This window comes from Streptococcus oralis subsp. oralis, assembly GCF_002096435.1.
Classification (GTDB): Bacteria; Bacillota; Bacilli; order Lactobacillales; family Streptococcaceae; genus Streptococcus; species Streptococcus oralis_AA.
The window spans coordinates 136302-156221 of sequence record NZ_NCUI01000022.1 but is presented as its reverse complement, the minus strand read 5'-3'; the positions used below and the strand labels follow the sequence as shown (position 1 = coordinate 156221).

At 42.7% G+C, this 19920-nt stretch carries 24 protein-coding genes; 22 read left to right on the top strand and 2 right to left on the bottom strand.

What is annotated here, in order from left to right; all coding sequences use genetic code 11:
- Positions 1-19 precede the first annotated feature (19 nt).
- From B7723_RS02100 to pflA, 15 genes are all read left to right on the top strand, one after another.
- Complete coding sequence (locus tag B7723_RS02100) at positions 20-793, top strand: TatD family hydrolase (protein WP_084849023.1); 774 nt, start codon at positions 20-22, stop codon at positions 791-793.
- Positions 793-1356 (top strand): ribonuclease M5, encoded by a 564-nt coding sequence (rnmV, locus tag B7723_RS02095; RefSeq protein WP_084849022.1) that lies wholly within the window; start codon positions 793-795, stop codon positions 1354-1356. The genes B7723_RS02100 and rnmV overlap by 1 nt, the downstream gene beginning before the upstream one ends.
- A gap of 11 nt (positions 1357-1367) precedes the next feature.
- Positions 1368-2222 carry an SDR family NAD(P)-dependent oxidoreductase gene (locus B7723_RS02090; protein WP_084849021.1) on the top strand — a complete coding sequence of 285 codons (855 nt, stop codon included), beginning with the start codon at positions 1368-1370 and terminating at the stop codon, positions 2220-2222.
- A 234-nt stretch (positions 2223-2456) separates the two neighbouring features.
- Positions 2457-3848: an SseB family protein gene (locus B7723_RS02085; RefSeq protein WP_084849020.1), complete on the top strand. Its 1392-nt coding sequence runs from the start codon at positions 2457-2459 to the stop codon at positions 3846-3848.
- A 7-nt stretch (positions 3849-3855) separates the two neighbouring features.
- Positions 3856-4152 (top strand): hypothetical protein, encoded by a 297-nt coding sequence (locus tag B7723_RS02080; RefSeq protein ID WP_000692386.1) that lies wholly within the window; start codon positions 3856-3858, stop codon positions 4150-4152.
- Positions 4153-4309: 157 nt separating this feature from the next.
- The gene (locus B7723_RS02075; protein ID WP_084849047.1) at positions 4310-5140 is read left to right on the top strand and encodes a dimethyladenosine transferase; all 831 of its coding nucleotides are present in this window, start codon (positions 4310-4312) and stop codon (positions 5138-5140) included.
- A 12-nt stretch (positions 5141-5152) separates the two neighbouring features.
- On the top strand, positions 5153-6025 hold the full coding sequence (rsmA, locus tag B7723_RS02070) for a 16S rRNA (adenine(1518)-N(6)/adenine(1519)-N(6))-dimethyltransferase RsmA (RefSeq protein WP_084849019.1): 873 nt from the start codon (positions 5153-5155) through the stop codon (positions 6023-6025).
- 1 nt (position 6026) lies between these two features.
- Entirely contained in the window at positions 6027-6905 is an 879-nt protein-coding gene (gene rsgA / locus B7723_RS02065) for a ribosome small subunit-dependent GTPase A (protein WP_084849046.1), read from the top strand.
- A 10-nt stretch (positions 6906-6915) separates the two neighbouring features.
- Positions 6916-7572, top strand: a complete 657-nt coding sequence (rpe, locus tag B7723_RS02060) for a ribulose-phosphate 3-epimerase (RefSeq protein ID WP_084849018.1) — start codon at positions 6916-6918, stop codon at positions 7570-7572.
- Positions 7535-8197 (top strand): thiamine diphosphokinase, encoded by a 663-nt coding sequence (locus B7723_RS02055; protein WP_084849017.1) that lies wholly within the window; start codon positions 7535-7537, stop codon positions 8195-8197. Before rpe ends, B7723_RS02055 begins: the two co-directional genes overlap by 38 nt.
- 1 nt (position 8198) lies before the next feature.
- Complete coding sequence (gene rmuC, locus B7723_RS02050; RefSeq protein WP_162279187.1) at positions 8199-9455, top strand: DNA recombination protein RmuC; 1257 nt, start codon at positions 8199-8201, stop codon at positions 9453-9455.
- Positions 9445-10386, top strand: coding sequence for a 3'-5' exoribonuclease YhaM family protein (locus B7723_RS02045; protein WP_000703206.1), 942 nt, complete (start codon positions 9445-9447; stop codon positions 10384-10386). Before rmuC ends, B7723_RS02045 begins: the two co-directional genes overlap by 11 nt.
- A 104-nt stretch (positions 10387-10490) precedes the next feature.
- A complete protein-coding gene (gene purR / locus B7723_RS02040; RefSeq protein WP_002874197.1) occupies positions 10491-11318 on the top strand; it encodes a pur operon repressor in 828 nt (275 codons plus the stop codon).
- A 66-nt stretch (positions 11319-11384) separates the two neighbouring features.
- Positions 11385-12641 (top strand): diaminopimelate decarboxylase, encoded by a 1257-nt coding sequence (locus tag B7723_RS02035; protein WP_084849015.1) that lies wholly within the window; start codon positions 11385-11387, stop codon positions 12639-12641.
- Between the two features lie 121 nt (positions 12642-12762).
- On the top strand, positions 12763-13557 hold the full coding sequence (pflA, locus tag B7723_RS02030; protein WP_001288281.1) for a pyruvate formate-lyase-activating protein: 795 nt from the start codon (positions 12763-12765) through the stop codon (positions 13555-13557).
- A 71-nt stretch (positions 13558-13628) separates the two neighbouring features.
- On the opposite strand, the gene yidC is transcribed toward pflA, so the two are convergent.
- Both yidC and B7723_RS02020 read right to left on the bottom strand, forming a co-directional pair.
- Positions 13629-14558, bottom strand: a complete 930-nt coding sequence (gene yidC / locus B7723_RS02025; protein WP_084849045.1) for a membrane protein insertase YidC — start codon at positions 14556-14558, stop codon at positions 13629-13631.
- Positions 14559-14635: 77 nt separating this feature from the next.
- A complete protein-coding gene (locus B7723_RS02020) occupies positions 14636-14914 on the bottom strand; it encodes an acylphosphatase (RefSeq protein ID WP_001174620.1) in 279 nt (92 codons plus the stop codon).
- Positions 14915-14947: 33 nt separating this feature from the next.
- Between B7723_RS02020 and B7723_RS02015 the strand changes: the two genes are divergently transcribed.
- The 7 genes from B7723_RS02015 (at position 14948) to B7723_RS01985 (ending at position 19917) form a co-directional block, all read left to right on the top strand.
- Positions 14948-15688 carry a TrmH family RNA methyltransferase gene (locus B7723_RS02015; protein ID WP_049550063.1) on the top strand — a complete coding sequence of 247 codons (741 nt, stop codon included), beginning with the start codon at positions 14948-14950 and terminating at the stop codon, positions 15686-15688.
- 54 nt (positions 15689-15742) lie between these two features.
- Positions 15743-16426, top strand: coding sequence for a Bax inhibitor-1/YccA family protein (locus B7723_RS02010; RefSeq protein ID WP_049550064.1), 684 nt, complete (start codon positions 15743-15745; stop codon positions 16424-16426).
- Between the two features lie 109 nt (positions 16427-16535).
- Entirely contained in the window at positions 16536-17528 is a 993-nt protein-coding gene (gene asnA, locus B7723_RS02005; protein WP_000747998.1) for an aspartate--ammonia ligase, read from the top strand.
- Between the two features lie 64 nt (positions 17529-17592).
- Complete coding sequence (rsmD, locus tag B7723_RS02000; RefSeq protein ID WP_070837397.1) at positions 17593-18132, top strand: 16S rRNA (guanine(966)-N(2))-methyltransferase RsmD; 540 nt, start codon at positions 17593-17595, stop codon at positions 18130-18132.
- Positions 18122-18610, top strand: coding sequence for a pantetheine-phosphate adenylyltransferase (gene coaD / locus B7723_RS01995; protein ID WP_070837399.1), 489 nt, complete (start codon positions 18122-18124; stop codon positions 18608-18610). The genes rsmD and coaD overlap by 11 nt, the downstream gene beginning before the upstream one ends.
- The gene (locus B7723_RS01990) at positions 18594-19631 is read left to right on the top strand and encodes a SepM family pheromone-processing serine protease (protein WP_000730772.1); all 1038 of its coding nucleotides are present in this window, start codon (positions 18594-18596) and stop codon (positions 19629-19631) included. The genes coaD and B7723_RS01990 overlap by 17 nt, the downstream gene beginning before the upstream one ends.
- Positions 19632-19686: 55 nt before the next feature.
- The gene (locus B7723_RS01985) at positions 19687-19917 is read left to right on the top strand and encodes a DUF1146 family protein (RefSeq protein WP_070800425.1); all 231 of its coding nucleotides are present in this window, start codon (positions 19687-19689) and stop codon (positions 19915-19917) included.
- Positions 19918-19920 lie beyond the last annotated feature (3 nt).

Genomic DNA, 19920 nt, shown 5'->3' with positions numbered 1-19920 from the left:
GAAAATGAGGTTAGAAGAGATGATTTTTGATACGCACACACATTTAAATGTAGAAGAATTTGCAGGACGTGAGGCAGAAGAAATCGCCTTGGCTGCTGAGATGGGTGTGACACAGATGAATATTGTTGGTTTTGATACACCGACCATTGAGCGAGCCTTGGAATTGGCAGATGAGTATGAGCAACTCTACGCAACTATTGGCTGGCATCCGACGGAAGCAGGGACTTACACAGACGAGGTCGAAGCTTACTTGCTTGAAAAACTAAAACATCCCAAGGTTGTTGCCTTGGGGGAGATTGGTCTGGACTACCACTGGATGACAGCACCTAAGGAAGTGCAGGAACAGGTTTTTCGTCGTCAGATTCAGCTGTCTAAGGACTTGGATTTGCCTTTTGTGGTCCACACTCGTGATGCGCTTGAAGATACTTATGAGATTATCAAGAGTGAGGGCGTTGGTCCTCGTGGTGGGATTATGCATTCATTTTCAGGATCTCTCGAGTGGGCTGAGAAGTTTGTCGAGCTTGGCATGACTATTTCTTTCTCAGGTGTGGTGACCTTTAAGAAAGCGACAGATATACAAGAGGCTGCTAGGGAACTTCCTTTGGATAAAATCCTTGTTGAGACAGATGCCCCTTACCTAGCTCCTGTTCCTAAACGTGGCCGTGAAAACAAAACAGCCTACACACGATACGTGGTGGACTTTATCGCCGACTTGCGTGGGATGACGACTGAGGAGTTAGCCGCAGTAACAACTGCAAATGCAGAGCGTATCTTTGGATTGGACAGCAAGTGATGAAAGAAAAAATTTCCCAAGTCATCGTGGTTGAAGGTCGCGATGATACGGCCAATCTCAAACGTTACTTTGATGTAGAGACCTATGAAACACGAGGTTCCGCAATAAATGACCAGGATATAGAACGTATTCAGCGCCTGCATGATTTGCATGGAGTTATTGTTTTTACCGATCCAGATTTTAATGGGGAACGCATTCGTCGCATGATTATGACGGCCATTCCAACAGTGCAGCATGCCTTTCTCAAGCGAGAAGAGGCTGTTCCCAAATCCAAGCCCAAGGGACGTTCTCTGGGAATCGAACACGCCAGCTATGAAGATCTAAAAGCAGCGTTGGCTCAGGTGACAGAGCAATTTGAAAACAAGAACGAGTTTGACATCAGTCGTGGTGACTTGATTCGCCTAGGTTTCCTAGCGGGAGCAGACAGCCGTAGGCGCCGAGAGTATCTAGGCGAACAGCTCCGCATCGGCTATTCCAACGGCAAGCAACTCCTCAAGCGGTTGGAGTTATTTGGGGTAACCTTGGCAGAAGTGGAAGAAGTGATGGCTAAGTATTCAGACTAACGGAGTCAGAAATGAAAAAAGTAATTATTACGGGTGGCAATAGTGGTATTGGCTATCAGGCTGCAAAACAATTAGCTGAAAAGGGGTGGTCAGTAACTCTCTTTTGTAGACGGAAGGAAGCTGCTGAGCAAGCCTGTGAGGAAATCTGCCAACAAACAGGAAATCCGCATGTAGATTATATCTTGGTTGATTTATCTGAGATGAAAAGTATCAAGGAAGCGGTAGAACAGTATATCCAAAAAGAAGAGACTTTAGATGTTTTAATGAACAATGCGGCTGATTTTGACTTATCGGTCAAAAAGCCGATTCTTAGCAAAGACGGAGTGGAAAAGCAATTTGCGACCAATGTGGTTGCTCCCTTTTTACTTTCTACCTTGTTAAAGGGCTTGTTGGAAAAATCTGAGAGTGGTCGGATTATTAATATTTCTTCTCAAGGGCTGATGCTTTATCCTTTCATGAAGCTTGATTTTAAAAATTTAGCTGGTCAAAAACATTATAGTCCTGCCAAGACCTATTATCAGAATAAACTGGCCTTGTTGATGCTGTCGCTTTATATGCGGAAACATTGGAAAGGTATCAAAATTCAGGCAATCCGTGTGACCAATGTCAAAGTTGATATGCGCCGCTATAATCACCTAAGCGCTTTTATGAAAAAATTGTATAAAATCAAGTCAAGATTTTCGATTAGTCCTGAAGAAATGGCCAAAGTCTACACAGCCTTATCTACAGAAGATGGCCATGACGGTTTTCTGTATGACGAGAAATGCAGGGAAGTAAAAGCAAATAGATCTGCTTACGAAGAAGAGGAGCAAGCAAAACTATATTCCTTACTTGAACAACTGACCTTTTCAAGAGACAATCTATAAAGAATTAGAAAAATAAATTTTATGCTTACTTCAATAGTGGAAAGAAATTTAGATATCGAAATCTGTTTGGAGAGTCCTGAAAAGTGATAACAATAACCAGATAGCCCAAAAATACAAAGGGAATGTGTTACAATAGAGGTAATAGCATATGCTTCAACTATGCTCAATACCATGCCTGATAAAAAAAGATAATTGATAAAATCAGCACTTGGGTGAAATTAATGAGGAAAAGCAATGGGAATTTTTGATTTTTTTAAAAAGACAGAAGCACAGAAGACAACAGAAGAAACCAAAGGAGATGCTTGTCTAGGAGTTTTGGGTTTCTTCACGATGAAAGAAAAGAGGGAATTGCTGATTGCTGCGACTTTGGAAGGGAGTTTGACAGTTGGTGATCGTCTTCAGTTTTGCAATCCCGATCAAGGTATGGATACTCTTGAAACTGTAGTTGTAAAAAAACTTACTTGCCAAAACAAAGATGTGGAATCTCTTAGAGATGAGGAGTTAGTTTATCTAGAGATTGATATGCTTCCCTCTCTAGCTAAGTTAAAAAAGGGAAGTGTGCTCTATAGTCCTGGTGTAGATGAAAAAAAGCGTTTATCTAGCTATGCTTATGCTCTCTATCGAACTTTTGTGACTATTCAAGAAGGCAAAGTAAGCGATGAGGACTATCAGAATCTTAGTCTTGATGATAGTATCGAAATTTTACAGGCTTTTTTATGGGATTGCCGTCAAAAACCAAAAAGTGAAGAGAGCAATCAAGAAAATACTCGTAAGTCAGAGCGTCTAGCAGAAATTGTCAAGGACAAGTTGCTAGAAGCAGATTCGATTTATGCAGTTTATTCAGAAAATACTGGGGAACCTTATCTTTTCTCAACTACATATGATAGAGGTGACGAAGGCTATCTATGCACTGACCCGATGCTTATGCTATTTACCCCTCGTTGGTATCATCAGTATAAGGAAACAATTGAAAACCAATTAAAAGTGGTAAAACGGATTGAAAATACGGAAGATAAAAAAGGAATTGAGAATTTTCTTGGGACAGCCTTTTACTTGAATGGTGCTTTAGGAGCATTCTTTAATACCAAAGAAGTTAGTATAAGTTCTTCTATTTTAGTTCAAAAACCAGATTTTTCAGGCTTGCCAGAGATACAAGTTCCTGTTATGAACCCTGATATTGTGAGATGGATGCTTTTGATGGGACAGATGGATAGACCGACTACAGAAGAGGAAGAATTAATTTATAAACTCTATTATAAGTTCTTTTCAATGGCAATGCCAAAAGCTAAATTCCTTCTTCCTATAAATGCATCATCAGGATTTCCTGAACCTAGTCAGGAAAGTAATGCTCATGTTTTAGAAGAATCCGCTACATTTAATCTTCCGACTAGAGAAGGAAAAAATGGACGAAATTCGGTTTCAGTGTTTACTGATTGGAAACGTTTGCGAATGGTTTTCGATGAAAATTGGAGCGCTATGATTGAAAACGCTGGAGGCATGATTGAAATCTTTGACTATGCCATTAACCAGACTGAGTATTATAAAGCGGGTGTTTATGTCAGTGACAAAGCGTTTAAAGAAATGCAACAGTTCAGTGAGGAACTAGAAGGAAGAGCTAAAGGCTGATCAAGAGATGAAAATAATCGTTGATAGAGAGTCTATCTGTATGGGGGATGATGTTCTGCCTCACAAGGTAGAACTTGAAGTTCCTGAGGACATGACAGTAGAGGAATTTTGTGATTTTCTTCAAAAGGACAGATATTTGCCTAGATTGGATACAGAGTGGCTTCTCCGACATGGTGGGCAGACAATAACAAGCTATCATACAGAAACAAAAGAACTGACGAATCCCAATATCTATTTAAAAGACCTGATTCATCAGAGTTCTAGAGGAAATGAATTTGTTTGGATATATCGCCGTTCCTATTAGAAAAGAGAATAAATGATTTTCTTAAAAGATAATGAATGAAAATTAGAACAATATGCATTGACTTTTTGGTCACAAGAGGCAATCTAAACAGTTGGCCCTGTTTGGAGTGACTTTGACGGAAGGCAAAGCCTTCATAAAAATGGTGAAAGGAAACGATATGGCAAATAGAAGCTATATTTATTTAAAAAACGGGAAAGATGTACTTATTTTAACGGAGGGAGTTTACACCATTCCTTATTTTTGGCAATTATTTTGGGATGAAAAAGATGTGCGAATGCCTAATATTTTATGGAAAAAATTTAATATCTTACTTCCTATTGAAAAATTCCAGAAAAAGGCCACCCAAAACCGCTCCTTTTTAGAAAAGAACGCTCCTCAGACCTTGCAATTATATGATGATTTTGTTCGCTATATTCTTGCAAATGTCAAAGCAGGTGACATGCTAGGATTTGATGTTTTAGAAGTTGCTGATATGGATGGATTGACTACAGTTTCGCGAAAGCTTATAAAAAATATCCGAGCCATTCAGGAAAATCAACCCCAAGAATTGGATTTTTCTTTAACAGAAAAGAACATAATTTGGTCTGCTATGGGATTTCCTGATTATTATGCCTCAAAATTATTGCCAGAAGATAATATTCTAGACTCGGTTGCATACCAAGATGAATTGAAGAAAATGCAAGGCCCAAAAGAAAAACAAGCACAAGGTCGAGAAGAGAATCAAAAACAAGACCAAGAAGAAAAACAAGCACAGGGTCAAGAAGAGAACCAAGAACAACATCAAGAAGACGAGCAAGCACCACGTAAAGAAGCTGAGCAAGTGCAAGGCCAAGAAAATAAGCTAGCACCACGCAAAGAAGATGAGCAAGTGCTTGATGAGACTGGTGCCGAATCTAAAGATGACGAGTACCATATTCCTTTGAGATTTTGGTTTCTCTTGGTGTTGGTAATTGTTTGGGTTTATAGATTGTTTTTAGCTAACAAATAGAAAAGAGAATACATGAGAATTGCAGATTATAGCGTGACCAAGGCAGTGCTGGAACGTCACGGTTTTACCTTTAAAAAGTCCTTCGGACAAAATTTTCTGACCGATACCAATATTCTTCAAAAGATCGTGGATACAGCTGAGATTGATGACCAGGTTAATGTCATTGAAATTGGGCCAGGAATTGGTGCTTTGACGGAGTTTTTGGCTGAGCGTGCGGCAGAGGTTATGGCATTTGAAATCGACCACCGTTTGGTACCGATTTTAGCAGATACCCTGCGTGATTTTGACAATGTGACAGTAGTCAACGAGGACATTCTCAAAGTGGATTTGGCGCAGCATATCCAGAGTTTCAAAAATCCAGACCTACCAATCAAGGTAGTAGCCAACTTGCCTTACTACATTACGACTCCTATTCTCATGCACTTGATCGAGAGTGGCATTCCTTTTAGTGAGTTTGTCGTCATGATGCAAAAAGAAGTGGCGGATCGCATCTCAGCCCAACCCAACACCAAGGCTTACGGTAGTTTGTCGATTGCTGTGCAGTATTATATGACAGCTAAGGTTGCCTTCATCGTGCCTCGTACGGTCTTTGTGCCAGCCCCAAACGTGGACTCAGCCATTTTAAAAATGGTGCGCCGTCCAGAGCCTGCTGTAGCAGTAAAAGATGAGAACTTCTTCTTTAAGGTTTCCAAGGCTAGCTTCACTCATCGTCGCAAGACCTTGTGGAATAACTTGACAGGCTATTTTGGAAAGACTGAGGAAGTCAAGGATAAGCTGACCAAGGCTTTGGATCAGGCGGGCTTGTCACCATCTGTGCGTGGGGAAGCACTTAGCTTGGAAGAGTTTGCCAGTCTAGCTGATGCGCTTAAAGGACAAGGACTCTAAGATGCAGGGACAAATTATTAAAGCCTTGGCAGGATTCTACTATGTAGAGAGTGATGGCCAAGTCTATCAGACACGCGCGCGTGGAAATTTCCGTAAAAAAGGCCACACGCCCTATGTTGGGGATTGGGTAGACTTTTCTGCCGAGGAAAATTCAGAAGGTTATATCCTCAAAATTCACGAACGGAAAAATAGCCTGGTCCGTCCGCCTATTGTCAATATTGACCAAGCTGTGGTGATCATGTCAGTCAAGGAACCAGACTTCAACAGCAACTTGCTGGATCGGTTCTTGGTTCTTCTAGAACACAAGGGTATCCATCCTATCGTTTATATTTCTAAAATGGATTTGCTAGAAGATAAGGGAGAACTGGATTTTTATCAGCAGACTTACGGTGCCATTGGTTACGACTTTGTGACTAGTAAAGAAGAACTTTTGCCTTTGTTGACAGGAAAAGTGACGGTCTTTATGGGGCAGACAGGTGTTGGAAAATCAACCCTCCTCAATAAAATCGCACCGGACCTCAATCTTGAAACAGGAGAGATCTCAGACAGTCTAGGTCGTGGTCGTCATACCACTCGAGCTGTTAGTTTTTACAATCTCAATGGTGGGAAAATCGCAGATACACCAGGTTTTTCATCGCTGGATTACGAAGTAACAACGGCAGAAGACCTTAATCGAGCTTTTCCAGAAATTGCCAGTGTTAGTCGAGACTGCAAGTTCCGTACTTGTACCCATACCCATGAGCCGTCTTGTGCGGTTAAGCCGGCTGTAGAAGAAGGCGCTATTGCAACCTTCCGTTTTGACAACTACCTGCAATTCCTTAGTGAAATTGAAAATCGCAGAGAAACCTATAAAAAAGTCAGCAAAAAAATTCCAAAATAAGGAGAAACCTATGTCTCAATACAAGATTGCTCCGTCAATTCTGGCAGCAGATTATGCCAACTTTGAACGTGAAATCAAACGCCTAGAAGCAACTGGGGCAGAATATGCCCATATCGATATCATGGATGGTCACTTTGTACCGCAAATCAGTTTTGGTGCAGGTGTGGTTGAAGCTCTTCGCCCTCATAGCAAGATGGTCTTTGACTGCCACTTGATGGTATCAAATCCTGAGCATCATCTAGAAGATTTTGCGCGTGCAGGAGCGGACATCATCAGCATCCATGTGGAAGCAACACCTCATATCCATGGTGCTCTTCAAAAGATTCGTTCTCTAGGTGTCAAACCTTCTGTTGTCATTAACCCTGGTACGCCGGTTGAAGCTATCAAACACGTACTTCACCTAGTTGACCAAGTTTTGGTGATGACGGTTAACCCTGGCTTCGGCGGGCAAGCCTTTCTACCTGAAACCATGGATAAGATTCGTGAGTTGGTTGCCCTTCGTGAGGAAAAAGGTTTGAGCTTTGAGATTGAAGTCGATGGCGGTATTGATGACCAAACCATTGCTCAAGCCAAAGAAGCTGGAGCAACCGTTTTTGTAGCAGGATCCTATATCTTTAAGGGAGATGTCAATGAACGAGTGCAAACTCTCAGAAAACAACTGGACTAGGGTTGCCGTTTTTGCAGGCGGAGATCGCGGTCATTATCGGCCGGATTTTGATTGCTTTGTCGGTGTGGATCGAGGCTCACTCTGGGTCTTGGAAGAAGACCTGCCTCTGGCTCTAGCAGTTGGGGATTTTGATTCGGTGACTGCAGACGAACGTCAGGTGATTCAAAAACGTGCCCAACATTTTGTTCAAGCCCAGCCAGAAAAGGATGATACGGATCTGGAACTAGCACTTTTAACGATTTTTGGAAAAAATCCTCAAGCCCAAGTGACCATTTTTGGGGCTTTGGGTGGTCGTATTGATCATATGCTGGCTAATGTCTTTCTGCCTAGTAATCCCAAGTTGGCACCCTATATGCGTCAGATAGCGATTGAGGATGGGCAAAACTTGATTGCCTATTGTCCAGAAGGAACCAGTCAACTTGAACCCCGTTCGGACTACGACTATCTTGCTTTTATGCCTGTGAGGGATAGTCAGTTGACCATTCTCGGTGCCAAGTACGAATTGACTGAGGAGAATTTTTTCTTTAAAAAAGTGTACGCTTCTAACGAATATATAGATAGGGAAGTTTCGGTGACTTGCCCAGATGGCTATGTCGTCGTGCTACATAGCAAGGACAGGAGGTAGGATGGAGACTGTATTACTACTATTATTAATTGCCAACCTAGCTGGACTCTTTCTCATTTGGCAAAGGCAGGATAAGCAAGATAAGTACCTAGCCAAGAGCTTGGAGGATCAGGCAGACAATCTTTCAGACCAACTGGATTATCGCTTTGAACAAGCTAGGCAAGCCAGTCAGCTAGATCAAAAAGACTTGGAAGTGGCTGTCAGCGACCGTTTGCAAGAAGTGCGAATGGAGTTGCACCAAGGGCTGACGCAAGTCCGTCAAGAAATGACAGATAATCTTTTACAAACTAGGGACAAGACCGACCAACGCCTTCAAGCCCTGCAGGAGTCCAATGAGCAACGTTTGGAACAAATGCGCCAGACGGTCGAGGAAAAGCTAGAAAAGACCTTGCAGACGCGCTTGCAGGCTTCCTTCGAGACAGTTTCCAAACAACTGGAGTCTGTCAATCGTGGTCTTGGAGAGATGCAGACAGTTGCCCGCGATGTTGGTGCTCTTAACAAGGTTCTCTCTGGGACCAAGACGCGAGGGATTCTGGGAGAATTGCAACTGGGGCAAATCATCGAAGACATCATGACACCAGCCCAGTACGAACGAGAATACGCAACTGTTGAAAACTCTAGCGAGCGAGTAGAGTACGCCATCAAGTTACCTGGCCAAGGCGACCAGGAATATGTCTATTTGCCGATTGACTCCAAGTTTCCACTGGCGGATTATTACCGCTTGGAAGAAGCCTATGAAGCAGGCGATAAGGACGAAATCGAACGCTGTCGTAAGTCACTCCTAGCAAGCGTCAAGCGCTTTGCCAAGGATATCAAGAGCAAGTACATAGCACCACCTCGGACGACCAATTTTGGAATCTTGTTTGTTCCGACAGAAGGACTTTACTCAGAGATTGTTCGCAATCCGGTCTTCTTTGATGATTTGAGACGGGAGGAGCAGATTATTGTTGCTGGTCCAAGTACCCTATCAGCCCTGCTTAACTCTCTATCAGTTGGCTTCAAGACTCTCAATATCCAAAAGAGTGCCGACCATATCAGCAAGACTCTTGCCAGCGTCAAGACCGAGTTTGGCAAGTTTGGTGGCATTCTGGTCAAAGCACAAAAGCATCTCCAACATGCCTCTGGCAATATTGATGAATTATTAAACCGTCGTACCACAGCTATCGAGCGGACGCTCCGTCACATTGAATTATCAGAAGGTGAGCCTGCGCTTGATCTACTCCATTTCCAAGAAGATGAGGAAGAATATGAAGATTAGTCACATGAAAAAAGATGAGCTGTTTGAAGGCTTTTACCTGATCAAGTCAGCTGACCTGAGACAGACGCGTGCTGGGAAAAACTACTTAGCCTTTACCTTCCAAGACGATAGCGGCGAGATTGAAGGGAAGCTCTGGGATGCCCAACCTCATAACGTTGAGGCCTTTACCGCAGGGAAAGTCGTCCACATGCAGGGACGTCGAGAAGTTTATAATAATACACCTCAAGTCAATCAAATTACTCTTCGCTTGCCTCAGCCTGGGGAACCCAATGATCCAGCTGACTTCAAGGTCAAGTCACCAGTTGATGTCAAGGAAATCCGTGACTACATGTCGCAAATGATTTTCAAGATTGAAAATCCTGTCTGGCAGCGTATCGTTCGTAGTCTCTACACCAAGTATGATAAGGAATTCTACTCCTATCCGGCTGCCAAGACCAACCACCATGCCTTTGAAACAGGTTTGGCTTATCATACAGCAACCATGGTGCGCTTGGCAGATGCCATTAGCGATATCTACCCTCAGCTCAATAAGAGCCTTCTCTATGCTGGGATTATGTTGCATGACTTGGCTAAGGTTTTAGAACTCAGTGGTCCCGATCAGACGGAGTACACAGTTCGAGGCAATCTCATCGGCCATATCGCCCTCATCGATAGTGAAATAACCAAGACAGTCATGGAACTAGGCATCGATGATACTAGGGAAGAAGTGGTGCTACTGCGCCATGTTATCCTCAGTCATCATGGCTTACTGGAGTATGGAAGTCCAGTCCGTCCACGTATCATGGAGGCGGAGATTATCCATATGATTGACAATCTAGATGCCAGCATGATGATGATGTCAACAGCTCTAGCTTTGGTGGATAAAGGAGAGATGACCAATAAAATCTTCGCTATGGACAATCGTTCCTTCTATAAACCAGATTTAGATTAATAATTTAAGAAAAACGAGCATTTTTTACGCAATAATGTTCGTTTTTTTATGTGAATGTGGTATAATGGATAAAATATCAAAATTAAATGGAATGGTAAATAAAAATGAAATTAAGAAGAAGTGATCGGATGGTTGTCATTTCCAACTATTTGATTAATAATCCATACAAACTAACAAGTCTCAATACCTTTGCAGAAAAGTACGAATCTGCTAAATCATCGATTTCAGAGGACATCGTGATTATCAAGCGTGCCTTTGAGGAAATCGAAATCGGCCATATTCAGACTGTGACTGGAGCAGGTGGTGGCGTTATCTTTACACCATCAATTTCGAGTCATGAAGCCAAAGAAATGATCGCAGACTTGCGTGACAAACTTTCAGAAAGCGACCGTATCTTGCCAGGTGGCTACATTTACCTGTCTGATTTGCTTAGTACGCCTGCCATTTTGAAAAATATTGGGCGTATCATTGCCAAGAGCTTTATGGACCAAAAAATCGATGCCGTTATGACAGTAGCAACTAAAGGGGTTCCACTCGCAAATGCAGTTGCCAATGTCCTCAACGTTCCATTTGTCATTGTGCGTCGTGACTTGAAAATTACCGAAGGTTCAACGGTCAGCGTCAACTATGTTTCAGGTTCCAGCGGTGACCGCATTGAGAAGATGTTCCTTTCAAAACGCAGTCTCAAGGCAGGCAGTCGTGTCTTGATCGTGGATGACTTCCTGAAAGGTGGCGGAACTGTCAACGGTATGATTAGTCTCTTGCGTGAGTTTGACTCTGAACTAGCTGGCGTTGCAGTCTTTGCAGACAATGCCCAAGAAGAACGTGAAAAGCAGTTTGATTACAAGTCACTCTTGAAGGTTACCAATATTGATGTTAAGAACCAATCCATCGATGTTGAGATTGGAAATATCTTTGACGAAGACAAATAAGAGATAGAACTAAAGGTTGGAACGATTGTCCCAGCCTTTCTTTGCAAACAGAATAGAAGGATGCTTATGAAAACACCATTTATCAGCCGTGAAGATTTAGAAACAATTGTTGCAGAGTTCCCGACTCCCTTCCACTTGTATGACGAGAAGGGGATTCGTGAAAAAGCAAGAGCCGTCAACAAAGCCTTTTCTTGGAATAAGGGATTCAAAGAATATTTTGCAGTTAAGGCCACTCCAACTCCAGCCATCTTGAAAATCCTCCAAGAGGAAGGTTGTGGTGTGGACTGTTCTAGTTACGTGGAGCTCTTGATGAGCCACAAACTGGATTTCCCCGGTTCTGAAATCATGTTCTCTTCTAACAACACGCCTGACAAGGAATATGCCTATGCGCGTGAATTGGGTGCAACTATTAACTTGGATGCCTTTGAAGATATTGAACATCTGGAGCGAGCGGCAGGTATTCCAGAAATTATCTCTTGTCGTTACAATCCTGGAGGTGTTTTTGAGCTAGGAACAGATATCATGGACAATCCTGGAGAAGCCAAGTTTGGGATGACCAAGGACCAGCTTTTTGAAGCCTTTGCGATTTTGAAGGAAAAAGGAGCTAGGACTTTTGGGATTCATTCCTTCCTAGCATCCAATACCGTGACCCATCTCTACTATCCAGAGTTGGCACGTCAGCTCTTTGAATTGGCTGTTGAAATCAAGGAAAAGTTGGGTATTTCGCTAGACTTTATCAATCTTTCCGGCGGAATCGGAGTCAACTATCGCCCAGACCAGGAGCCGAATGATATTGCGATGATTGGTGAAGGTGTGCGTAAGGTTTATGAAGAAGTTCTTACGCCAGCAGGTCTTGGTCAGGTCAAGATTTTCACCGAATTAGGCCGCTTTATGTTAGCTCCTCACGGAGCTTTGATCACAAGAGTCACTCATAAGAAAAAAACCTATCGTACCTATCTGGGCGTGGACGCCTCAGCAGTCAACCTCATGCGCCCCGCCATGTATGGAGCCTACCACCATATCACCAATCTGACTCATCCAGATGAACCTGTTGAGGTGGTAGACGTGGTCGGTTCACTCTGTGAAAACAATGATAAATTTGCAGTGAATCGCGAGCTACCTCATACAGAAATCGGTGATTTGCTAGTGATTCATGATACAGGTGCACATGGATTCTCCATGGGTTACCAGTACAATGCCAAACTACGCTCGGCAGAAATCCTCTATACCGAAGAAGGAAAAGCCCGCCAAATCCGCCGTGCAGAGCGCCCTGAGGACTATTTTGCAACCTTGTATGGTTTTGACTTTGAATCGGATCATTAAAAGAAATTGAAAATGAAAGTGAAAAACAGATTGCTTTCTAAAAAATAGACAAAAAAACCTTGTTTTTCACCTTACTCGTGATATAATAAAACTATAAAACGGTTTCAAGGAAGGTGACGATATGTCTGAAGAAACAATTGACTATGGACAAGTGACAGGAATGGTGCATTCGACAGAGAGTTTTGGGGCGGTAGATGGCCCTGGGATTCGGTTTATTGTCTTTTTGCAGGGCTGTCACATGCGTTGCCAGTACTGTCATAACCCCGATACATGGGCGATGGAGACCAATAAATCACGCGAACGGACAGTAGACGATGTCTTGACAGAAGCTCTTCGCTACCGTGGTTTCTGGGGAGACAAGGGAGGAATCACTGTTAGTGGAGGAGAAGCTCTCTTACAGATTGATTTCCTAATTGCCCTCTTTACCAAGGCCAAGGAAAAAGGAATCCACTGTACCTTGGACACCTGTGCCCTTCCATTCCGTAACAAACCACGTTATCTCGAAAAGTTTAATAAACTCATGGCGGTGACAGACTTGGTTCTCCTGGATATCAAGGAAATCAACGAAGAACAGCATAAGATTGTCACAAGCCAAACCAATAAAAACATCTTGGCCTGTGCCCAGTACCTATCAGATATCGGGAAGCCTGTTTGGATTCGCCACGTGCTGGTTCCAGGATTGACAGATAGAGATGAGGATTTGATCGAACTTGGTAAGTTTGTCAAGACCCTCAAAAATGTTGACAAGTTTGAAATCTTGCCTTATCACACGATGGGTGAGTTCAAGTGGCGTGAACTTGGGATTCCTTATTCGCTTGAAGGGGTAAAACCACCAACAGCAGACCGTGTCAAGAATGCCAAGGAATTAATGGATACAGAAAGCTACCAAGACTATATGAAACGTGTTCATGGATAAAAAAGAAGCCTGATGGAGACATCGGGCTTTTGTGATGCAAAAAGGCTTAGCTGAGAGGCTAAGTCTTTTTCTTATTTTCTAGAATGTTGTTTACCAGCATTGCGTTTTTTATGTTTCTTATTAGTCATAATCGCAGTTGCTTGGTTTGGAGTGACATCTTTGCGTCCGCCTCCAGTTGAAAATGAACTTGCTTTTGGTGGATTTTTGGCAAATTCTTCACGAACTTTTTTGCGAAGTTTTGGACGAACGACATAGTTAACGATGAACTGTTGGAGAATCATCATGAAACCACCGACAACCCAGTAAAGGGTCACACTGGCTGGTGCGAAGAAGGAGAAGACGACAATCATGAGTGGGCTCATGTAAATCATTTTCTTGAGCTGTTCTCTTTGCATCTCATCTTCTACTCCATGAAGTGAGAGAAGTGATTGGAGATAGTAGAGGATACCAGCGAAGGCGACAAGGAGCAGACTTGGTGAACCAAGATCGATACCCAAGAAGGTAGAGCTAGCTACTCCATCAGTGTATTGGGCTGCAAAGTAGATAGCAGAGAAGAAAGGCATTTGAATGAGGATAGGGAAACATCCTACACCACCGAACATGCTGATGCCGTGTTCTTTCTGAGCTGCAAAGAGAGCTTGTTGGGCTTCTAATTTTTCTTCTTGAGTTGTTGCCTCTTTGAGGCGTGTTTGATGTGGCTCAAGGACATGTTTGAGGGCATTCATCTTTTCAGAGTGAAGCGTTGCCTTCCATGATTGGTAGATACCAAGTGGCAAGATAATCAAACGTACGATAATGGTTACGATAATGATAGCCACACCAAAGCCTAGACCTTTATCAGTAGCGAAGTACTTGATAGCTTCAGCCATAGGTGCTCCGATGGTATTCCAAATCAATCCTGTGGGTTGTCCTGTTGCTTTGTCTACTTGGACACAGCCTGACAAGACAAGTAGCATAGTCACTCCCATAGCAGAGAGGGCAAAACGTTTAATAGATTTCAATGTTTTCATTCCTTCTTTAAAAATTATACCTTTCTATTCTACTGTTTTTTTGTAAAATATACAATAGTTCTAGAGACCTAATTTGCGACTTTGAAGTCAGAATAGGATGAAAAGTTGCTCATTTGTACATCTAGATAGGTAACTTTTGAAAAAGGTGTCGGACCTTTTCGGATTTCTTGGATAAATTTTGCCATAGTGGCAGAGGAGTCTGCCTGAGCAAGAATTTCCACTGTGCCATCATCGTTATTCCAGACACGACCAGTGATGCCACCGATTTCAAGAGCTAAAGTATAAACACCCCAGCGAAAACCAACACCCTGCACCCTGCCTTGGGCAATCATTCTAACCTTTTGCATACCAAACCCCTTTGATTGTGTTATAATATTTCTATGACTATTATAACCTCAAAAGCCAATTCTGTGGTAAAAAATGCCAAGAAATTGCATCAAAAAAAATATCGAAAGTCTGCTTATTTGATTGAGGGCTGGCACTTGTTTGAAGAAGCTGTTCAAGCAGGAGTGACGATTGAAAAGGTCTTTGCCCTAGAAAGTTATCGAGATCAGCTAGCTGCTTTTCCTCAAACTATCTGGGTTTCAGAGGAGATTTTGCTAGATTTGGCAGATACGCAAACTCCTCAAGGGATTGTTGCAGTGATTCAAAAAGAAGAAGTGGGACTGCCTGATCTCCATCAGGGCAAGTATCTATTTTTAGAGGATGTTCAAGATCCTGGTAATGTGGGCACCATGATTCGGACGGCGGATGCTGCAGGTTTTACAGGGGTTATTGTTTCAGACAAGTCAGCAGATATCTACAGTCTTAAGACTCTACGTTCCATGCAAGGAAGTCATTTTCACTTGCCTATCTATCGTATGCCTCTTACCAGCTTTGTAGAAGAGGCAAAGAAGAGCGATTTGCCCATTCTAGCAACGACCTTATCGAGAGATTCAAAGGATTATCGTGAGCTTTCTTCACTAGAGAACTTTGTTTTAGTCATGGGAAATGAAGGGCAGGGGATTAGTTCTGTCATGGCTGAGAGTGCTGATCAGCTGGTTCATATAGGCATGAAAGGTCGAGCGGAAAGTCTCAATGTGGCGGTTGCCGCAGGTATTTTGATGTTTTATTTCAGCTAATTTATAAAAACTTTGTTATAATCAAGACATATTTATAGAAAAAGGAGAATCAGAATGAATCAAACGATTATTCAAGAACGTTCAGGTCTCAATCAATTTTACGCTAAGGTTTATGCTTTTGTGGGACTTGGGATTGGTCTATCAGCTCTCGTGTCAGCTTTGATGTTGACAGTCTTTCAGTCCCAATTGGTCTACTTTTTAATGCATGGCCGTCTCTGGCTGATTATTGCAACTTTTGCAGAACTTGCTCTAGTCTTTGTTGCAAGTAGCATGGCTGCCAAAAATAGTCCAGCAGCTCTCCCAGTATTTTTAGTTTATTCTGTTTTAAATGGCTTTACGCTGAGTTTTGTCGTAGCCTTCTATACACCTGGGACCGTCTTATCAGCCTTTGTATCCAGTGCCCTTCTCTTCTTTGTCATGGCGGCAATCGGAATTTTCACCAAGAAAGATTTGAGTGGAATGGGCCGAGCTTTGATGGCGGCGCTTGTTGGTCTCATCATTGCCATGGTTGTGAATCTATTTTTAGCCAATAGCTTCTTTGACTACATGATTAGTATTGCCATGGTCTTGGTTTTCTCAGGTTTGATTGCTTGGGATAACCAAAAGATTCGCTATGTTTATGAACAGTCACGAGGACAAGTAGCGACAGGTTGGGTCATCTCAATGGCGCTTAGCATCTATCTAGACTTTATCAACCTCTTCCTTAGCATCTTACGAATCTTTGGTCGAAACGATTAATGAATAACAGAGTCAGTGTTCAAAAGAGCACTGACTTTTTCTTATTTACTCTTTTCTTTTCTTGGAAATAGGTGTATAATGCTTTTAACTAATTTTTGAGGAGCTGTTTATGAAGAAAAGTTTTATTCATCAACAAGAAGAAATTTCCTTTGTCAAAAACACTTTTACCCAGTATTTGAAAGATAAGTTAGAAGTTGTTGAAGTTCAAGGTCCTATCTTGAGCAAGGTCGGGGATGGGATGCAGGACAACCTGTCAGGTGTCGAAAATCCAGTATCTGTCAAGGTTTTGCAGATTCCAGATGAAACTTATGAAGTCGTTCACTCACTTGCCAAATGGAAACGCCACACCTTGGCTCGTTTTGGTTTCGGTGAAGGTGAGGGTCTGTTTGTTCACATGAAGGCCCTTCGTCCAGACGAAGATTCGCTTGATGCGACTCACTCAGTTTATGTGGACCAGTGGGACTGGGAGAAGGTTATCCCAAATGGACAACGCAATATCGCCTATCTCAAAGAAACTGTTGAGAAGATTTACAAGGCTATTCGTCTAACAGAGCTAGCCGTAGAGGCCCGCTACGATATCGAATCCATCTTGCCAAAACAAATCACCTTCATTCACACAGAAGAGTTGGTGGAACGCTATCCAGATTTAACACCGAAAGAGCGTGAAAATGCAATCTGTAAAGAGTTTGGTGCAGTCTTCTTGATTGGTATTGGTGGCGAGTTGCCTGACGGAAAACCTCATGACGGCCGCGCACCTGACTATGATGACTGGACAACAGAGTCTGAAAATGGCTACAAGGGGTTGAATGGTGATATTCTCGTTTGGAACGAATCTCTTGGTTGTGCCTTTGAACTTTCATCAATGGGGATTCGGGTAGATGAGGATACCCTCCGTCGCCAAGTGGCTCTTACAGGAGACGAAGATCGTCTTGAGCTGGAATGGCATAAAGCCTTGCTTAACGGCCTTTTCCCACTGACAATCGGTGGGGGTATCGGACAGTCTCGGATGGCCATGTTCCTTCTTCGTAAGAAACACATCGGAGAGGTTCAGACCAGTGTCTGGCCTCAAGAAGTCCGCGATACGTACGAAAATATTTTGTAGAGAATCGAACCGCAAGGTTCGATTTTCTTTCTCTTTTTGCCTATAATTTGGTATAATAAACGGTATGAAAATCGTATCAGGAATCTACGGAGGGCGTCCCCTCAAGACGCTAGAAGGCAAGACGACGAGGCCGACATCGGATAAGGTGCGTGGAGCTATCTTTAACATGATAGGCCCCTATTTTGAGGGTGGTTGTGTCTTGGATCTCTATGCTGGCAGTGGTGGTTTATCCATTGAGGCAGTCTCGCGTGGGATGTCCCATGCTGTCTTAGTGGAACGGGATCGAAAGGCGCAAGCTATCATCGCTGAAAATATCCAAATGACCAAGGAAGTTTCCAAATTTCAGCTCTTAAAGATGGAGGCTGAACGGGCCTTGGAGCAAGTGAAAGGTCCCTTTGACCTGGTCTTTTTAGACCCGCCCTATGCCAAGGAACAAATCGTTTCAGATATCGAAAAAATGGCAGAAAGAAACCTTTTCTCCGAAGAGGTCATGGTTGTCTGCGAAACCGATAAGTCTGTAGAACTTCCAGAAGAAATCGCCTGCTTAGGCATCTGGAAAGAAAAAATATATGGGATTAGTAAGGTGACGGTCTATGTCAGATAAAATTGGATTATTTACAGGTTCATTTGATCCGATGACAAATGGACATTTGGATATCATTGAACGTGCCAGCAAACTCTTTGATAAGCTCTATGTCGGGGTGTTCTACAATCCCCACAAACAAGGCTTTCTCCCCGTTGAAAACCGCAAACGAGCAGTCAAAAAAGCGGTGGCGCATTTAGATAATGTAGAGGTGCTGGCTTCTCATGACCAGCTAGTCGTCGATGTTGCAAGAAGACTGGGTGCTAAGACCCTTGTCCGTGGTTTGCGAAATGCCACCGACTTGCAATACGAGTCTAGCTTTGACTACTACAATCATCAATTGGCTCCAGAAATCGAAACCATTTACCTATATAGTCGCCCAGAGCATCTTTATATTAGCTCTTCAGCCATGAGAGAACTTCTGAAGTTTGGTCAGGAGATTCAGCAATATGTCCCAAACAGTGTTGTGGAGGAATTAGAACATGAAGAAAAAAACTAGATGGCCCTTATATGTCATCCTAGCACTAGTATTGACTTTTTTAGCCTTTGTAGTACCTTTACCTTACTACATAGAAGTTCCAGGTGGAGCGGAAGATATTCGTCGCGTTTTGAAAGTCAATGAAACAGAAGACACAGAAGCAGGAGCTTACCAGTTTGTAACAGTCGGCATTCGACACGCAACCCTATCGCATCTTGTCTATGCTTGGTTAACACCTTTCACAGATATTAGAAGTGCCAAGGAGACTACGGGTGGCTCTACTGATGCAGAATTTATGCGGATCAATCAGTTCTACATGCAAACTTCTCAAAACATGGCCAAGTATCAAGGATTGAAGACGGCTGGCAAGGATATCGAACTCAAGTATCTGGGAGTCTATGTCTTGACCGTGACGGACAATTCAACTTTTAAGGGCATTCTGAATATAGCAGATACCGTGACGGCTGTTAATGACAAAACGTTTGACAGTTCAAAAGACTTGGTCGACTATGTTAATTCTCAACAATTAGGAGATACGGTCAAGGTAACCTATGAGGAAGACGGAAAAGTCAAGTCTGCTGAAGGTAAAATTATCACTCTCGAAAACGGGAAAAACGGGATTGGGATTGGCTTGATTGACCGTACGGAAGTGACCAGTGACGTTCCAATTCGCTTCTCCACAGCTGGTATCGGTGGGCCAAGTGCAGGTCTCATGTTTAGTCTCGCTATCTACACCCAGATAGCAGATCCAGGACTTCGTAATGGCCGCATTGTTGCGGGAACGGGAACCATTGATCGCGATGGAAATGTTGGCGACATCGGTGGAATTGACAAAAAAGTAGTTGCAGCCTCTCGTCAGGGAGCCAACATCTTTTTTGCTCCTGACAATCCAGTCACTGAGGAAGCAAAAAAAGCAGATCCAAATGCGAAAAGCAACTATGAAACAGCCCTAGAAGCTGCTAAAACGATCAAAACAGAGATGAAAATCGTTCCCGTTAAGACTTTGCAGGATGCAATTGATTACCTTAAAAACAATCCCTAATTCGTAGAAAAATTGAAAACTAGCGCGCAAGCGGATAAGATGGTATAATAGTCAAATGGTTCAATTATTATTCACTCTAAGTAGTCATATACTCTTTATTTATTTGAGTTTTTACCTTTTGAAGGATCTTGTGAGATGGGAAAAGGTTATAAAAGTGACCGCTACTAACACAAAAAAAGTTCGTTTGTTGGTAGGCTTCTTTAGTATTGTGATGGGCTACATCTTGAGTTCATTCTTTATCAGTTTGTACCAACTGTGGCAAGAAGCACTTAGAGGACTATTATAAAAT

What these genes read in the sequence shown, in the direction of transcription:
- B7723_RS01990 (WP_000730772.1), top strand. Translation starts at nt 18,594, where the DNA reads ATGAAGAAAAAAACTAGATGGCCCTTATATGTCATCCTAGCACTAGTA.
- purR (WP_002874197.1), top strand. Translation starts at nt 10,491, where the DNA reads ATGAAATTAAGAAGAAGTGATCGGATGGTTGTCATTTCCAACTATTTG.
- B7723_RS02045 (WP_000703206.1), top strand. Translation starts at nt 9,445, where the DNA reads ATGAAGATTAGTCACATGAAAAAAGATGAGCTGTTTGAAGGCTTTTAC.
- rsmA (WP_084849019.1), top strand. Translation starts at nt 5,153, where the DNA reads ATGAGAATTGCAGATTATAGCGTGACCAAGGCAGTGCTGGAACGTCAC.
- rpe (WP_084849018.1), top strand. Translation starts at nt 6,916, where the DNA reads ATGTCTCAATACAAGATTGCTCCGTCAATTCTGGCAGCAGATTATGCC.
- B7723_RS02085 (WP_084849020.1), top strand. Translation starts at nt 2,457, where the DNA reads ATGGGAATTTTTGATTTTTTTAAAAAGACAGAAGCACAGAAGACAACA.
- B7723_RS02020 (WP_001174620.1), bottom strand. Translation starts at nt 14,914, where the DNA reads ATGCAAAAGGTTAGAATGATTGCCCAAGGCAGGGTGCAGGGTGTTGGT.
- B7723_RS02035 (WP_084849015.1), top strand. Translation starts at nt 11,385, where the DNA reads ATGAAAACACCATTTATCAGCCGTGAAGATTTAGAAACAATTGTTGCA.
- B7723_RS02075 (WP_084849047.1), top strand. Translation starts at nt 4,310, where the DNA reads ATGGCAAATAGAAGCTATATTTATTTAAAAAACGGGAAAGATGTACTT.
- rnmV (WP_084849022.1), top strand. Translation starts at nt 793, where the DNA reads ATGAAAGAAAAAATTTCCCAAGTCATCGTGGTTGAAGGTCGCGATGAT.
- B7723_RS02090 (WP_084849021.1), top strand. Translation starts at nt 1,368, where the DNA reads ATGAAAAAAGTAATTATTACGGGTGGCAATAGTGGTATTGGCTATCAG.
- B7723_RS02010 (WP_049550064.1), top strand. Translation starts at nt 15,743, where the DNA reads ATGAATCAAACGATTATTCAAGAACGTTCAGGTCTCAATCAATTTTAC.
- pflA (WP_001288281.1), top strand. Translation starts at nt 12,763, where the DNA reads ATGTCTGAAGAAACAATTGACTATGGACAAGTGACAGGAATGGTGCAT.
- rsmD (WP_070837397.1), top strand. Translation starts at nt 17,593, where the DNA reads ATGAAAATCGTATCAGGAATCTACGGAGGGCGTCCCCTCAAGACGCTA.
- B7723_RS02015 (WP_049550063.1), top strand. Translation starts at nt 14,948, where the DNA reads ATGACTATTATAACCTCAAAAGCCAATTCTGTGGTAAAAAATGCCAAG.
- B7723_RS01985 (WP_070800425.1), top strand. Translation starts at nt 19,687, where the DNA reads ATGGTTCAATTATTATTCACTCTAAGTAGTCATATACTCTTTATTTAT.
- asnA (WP_000747998.1), top strand. Translation starts at nt 16,536, where the DNA reads ATGAAGAAAAGTTTTATTCATCAACAAGAAGAAATTTCCTTTGTCAAA.
- coaD (WP_070837399.1), top strand. Translation starts at nt 18,122, where the DNA reads ATGTCAGATAAAATTGGATTATTTACAGGTTCATTTGATCCGATGACA.
- B7723_RS02100 (WP_084849023.1), top strand. Translation starts at nt 20, where the DNA reads ATGATTTTTGATACGCACACACATTTAAATGTAGAAGAATTTGCAGGA.
- B7723_RS02080 (WP_000692386.1), top strand. Translation starts at nt 3,856, where the DNA reads ATGAAAATAATCGTTGATAGAGAGTCTATCTGTATGGGGGATGATGTT.
- rmuC (WP_162279187.1), top strand. Translation starts at nt 8,199, where the DNA reads ATGGAGACTGTATTACTACTATTATTAATTGCCAACCTAGCTGGACTC.
- rsgA (WP_084849046.1), top strand. Translation starts at nt 6,027, where the DNA reads ATGCAGGGACAAATTATTAAAGCCTTGGCAGGATTCTACTATGTAGAG.
- B7723_RS02055 (WP_084849017.1), top strand. Translation starts at nt 7,535, where the DNA reads ATGAACGAGTGCAAACTCTCAGAAAACAACTGGACTAGGGTTGCCGTT.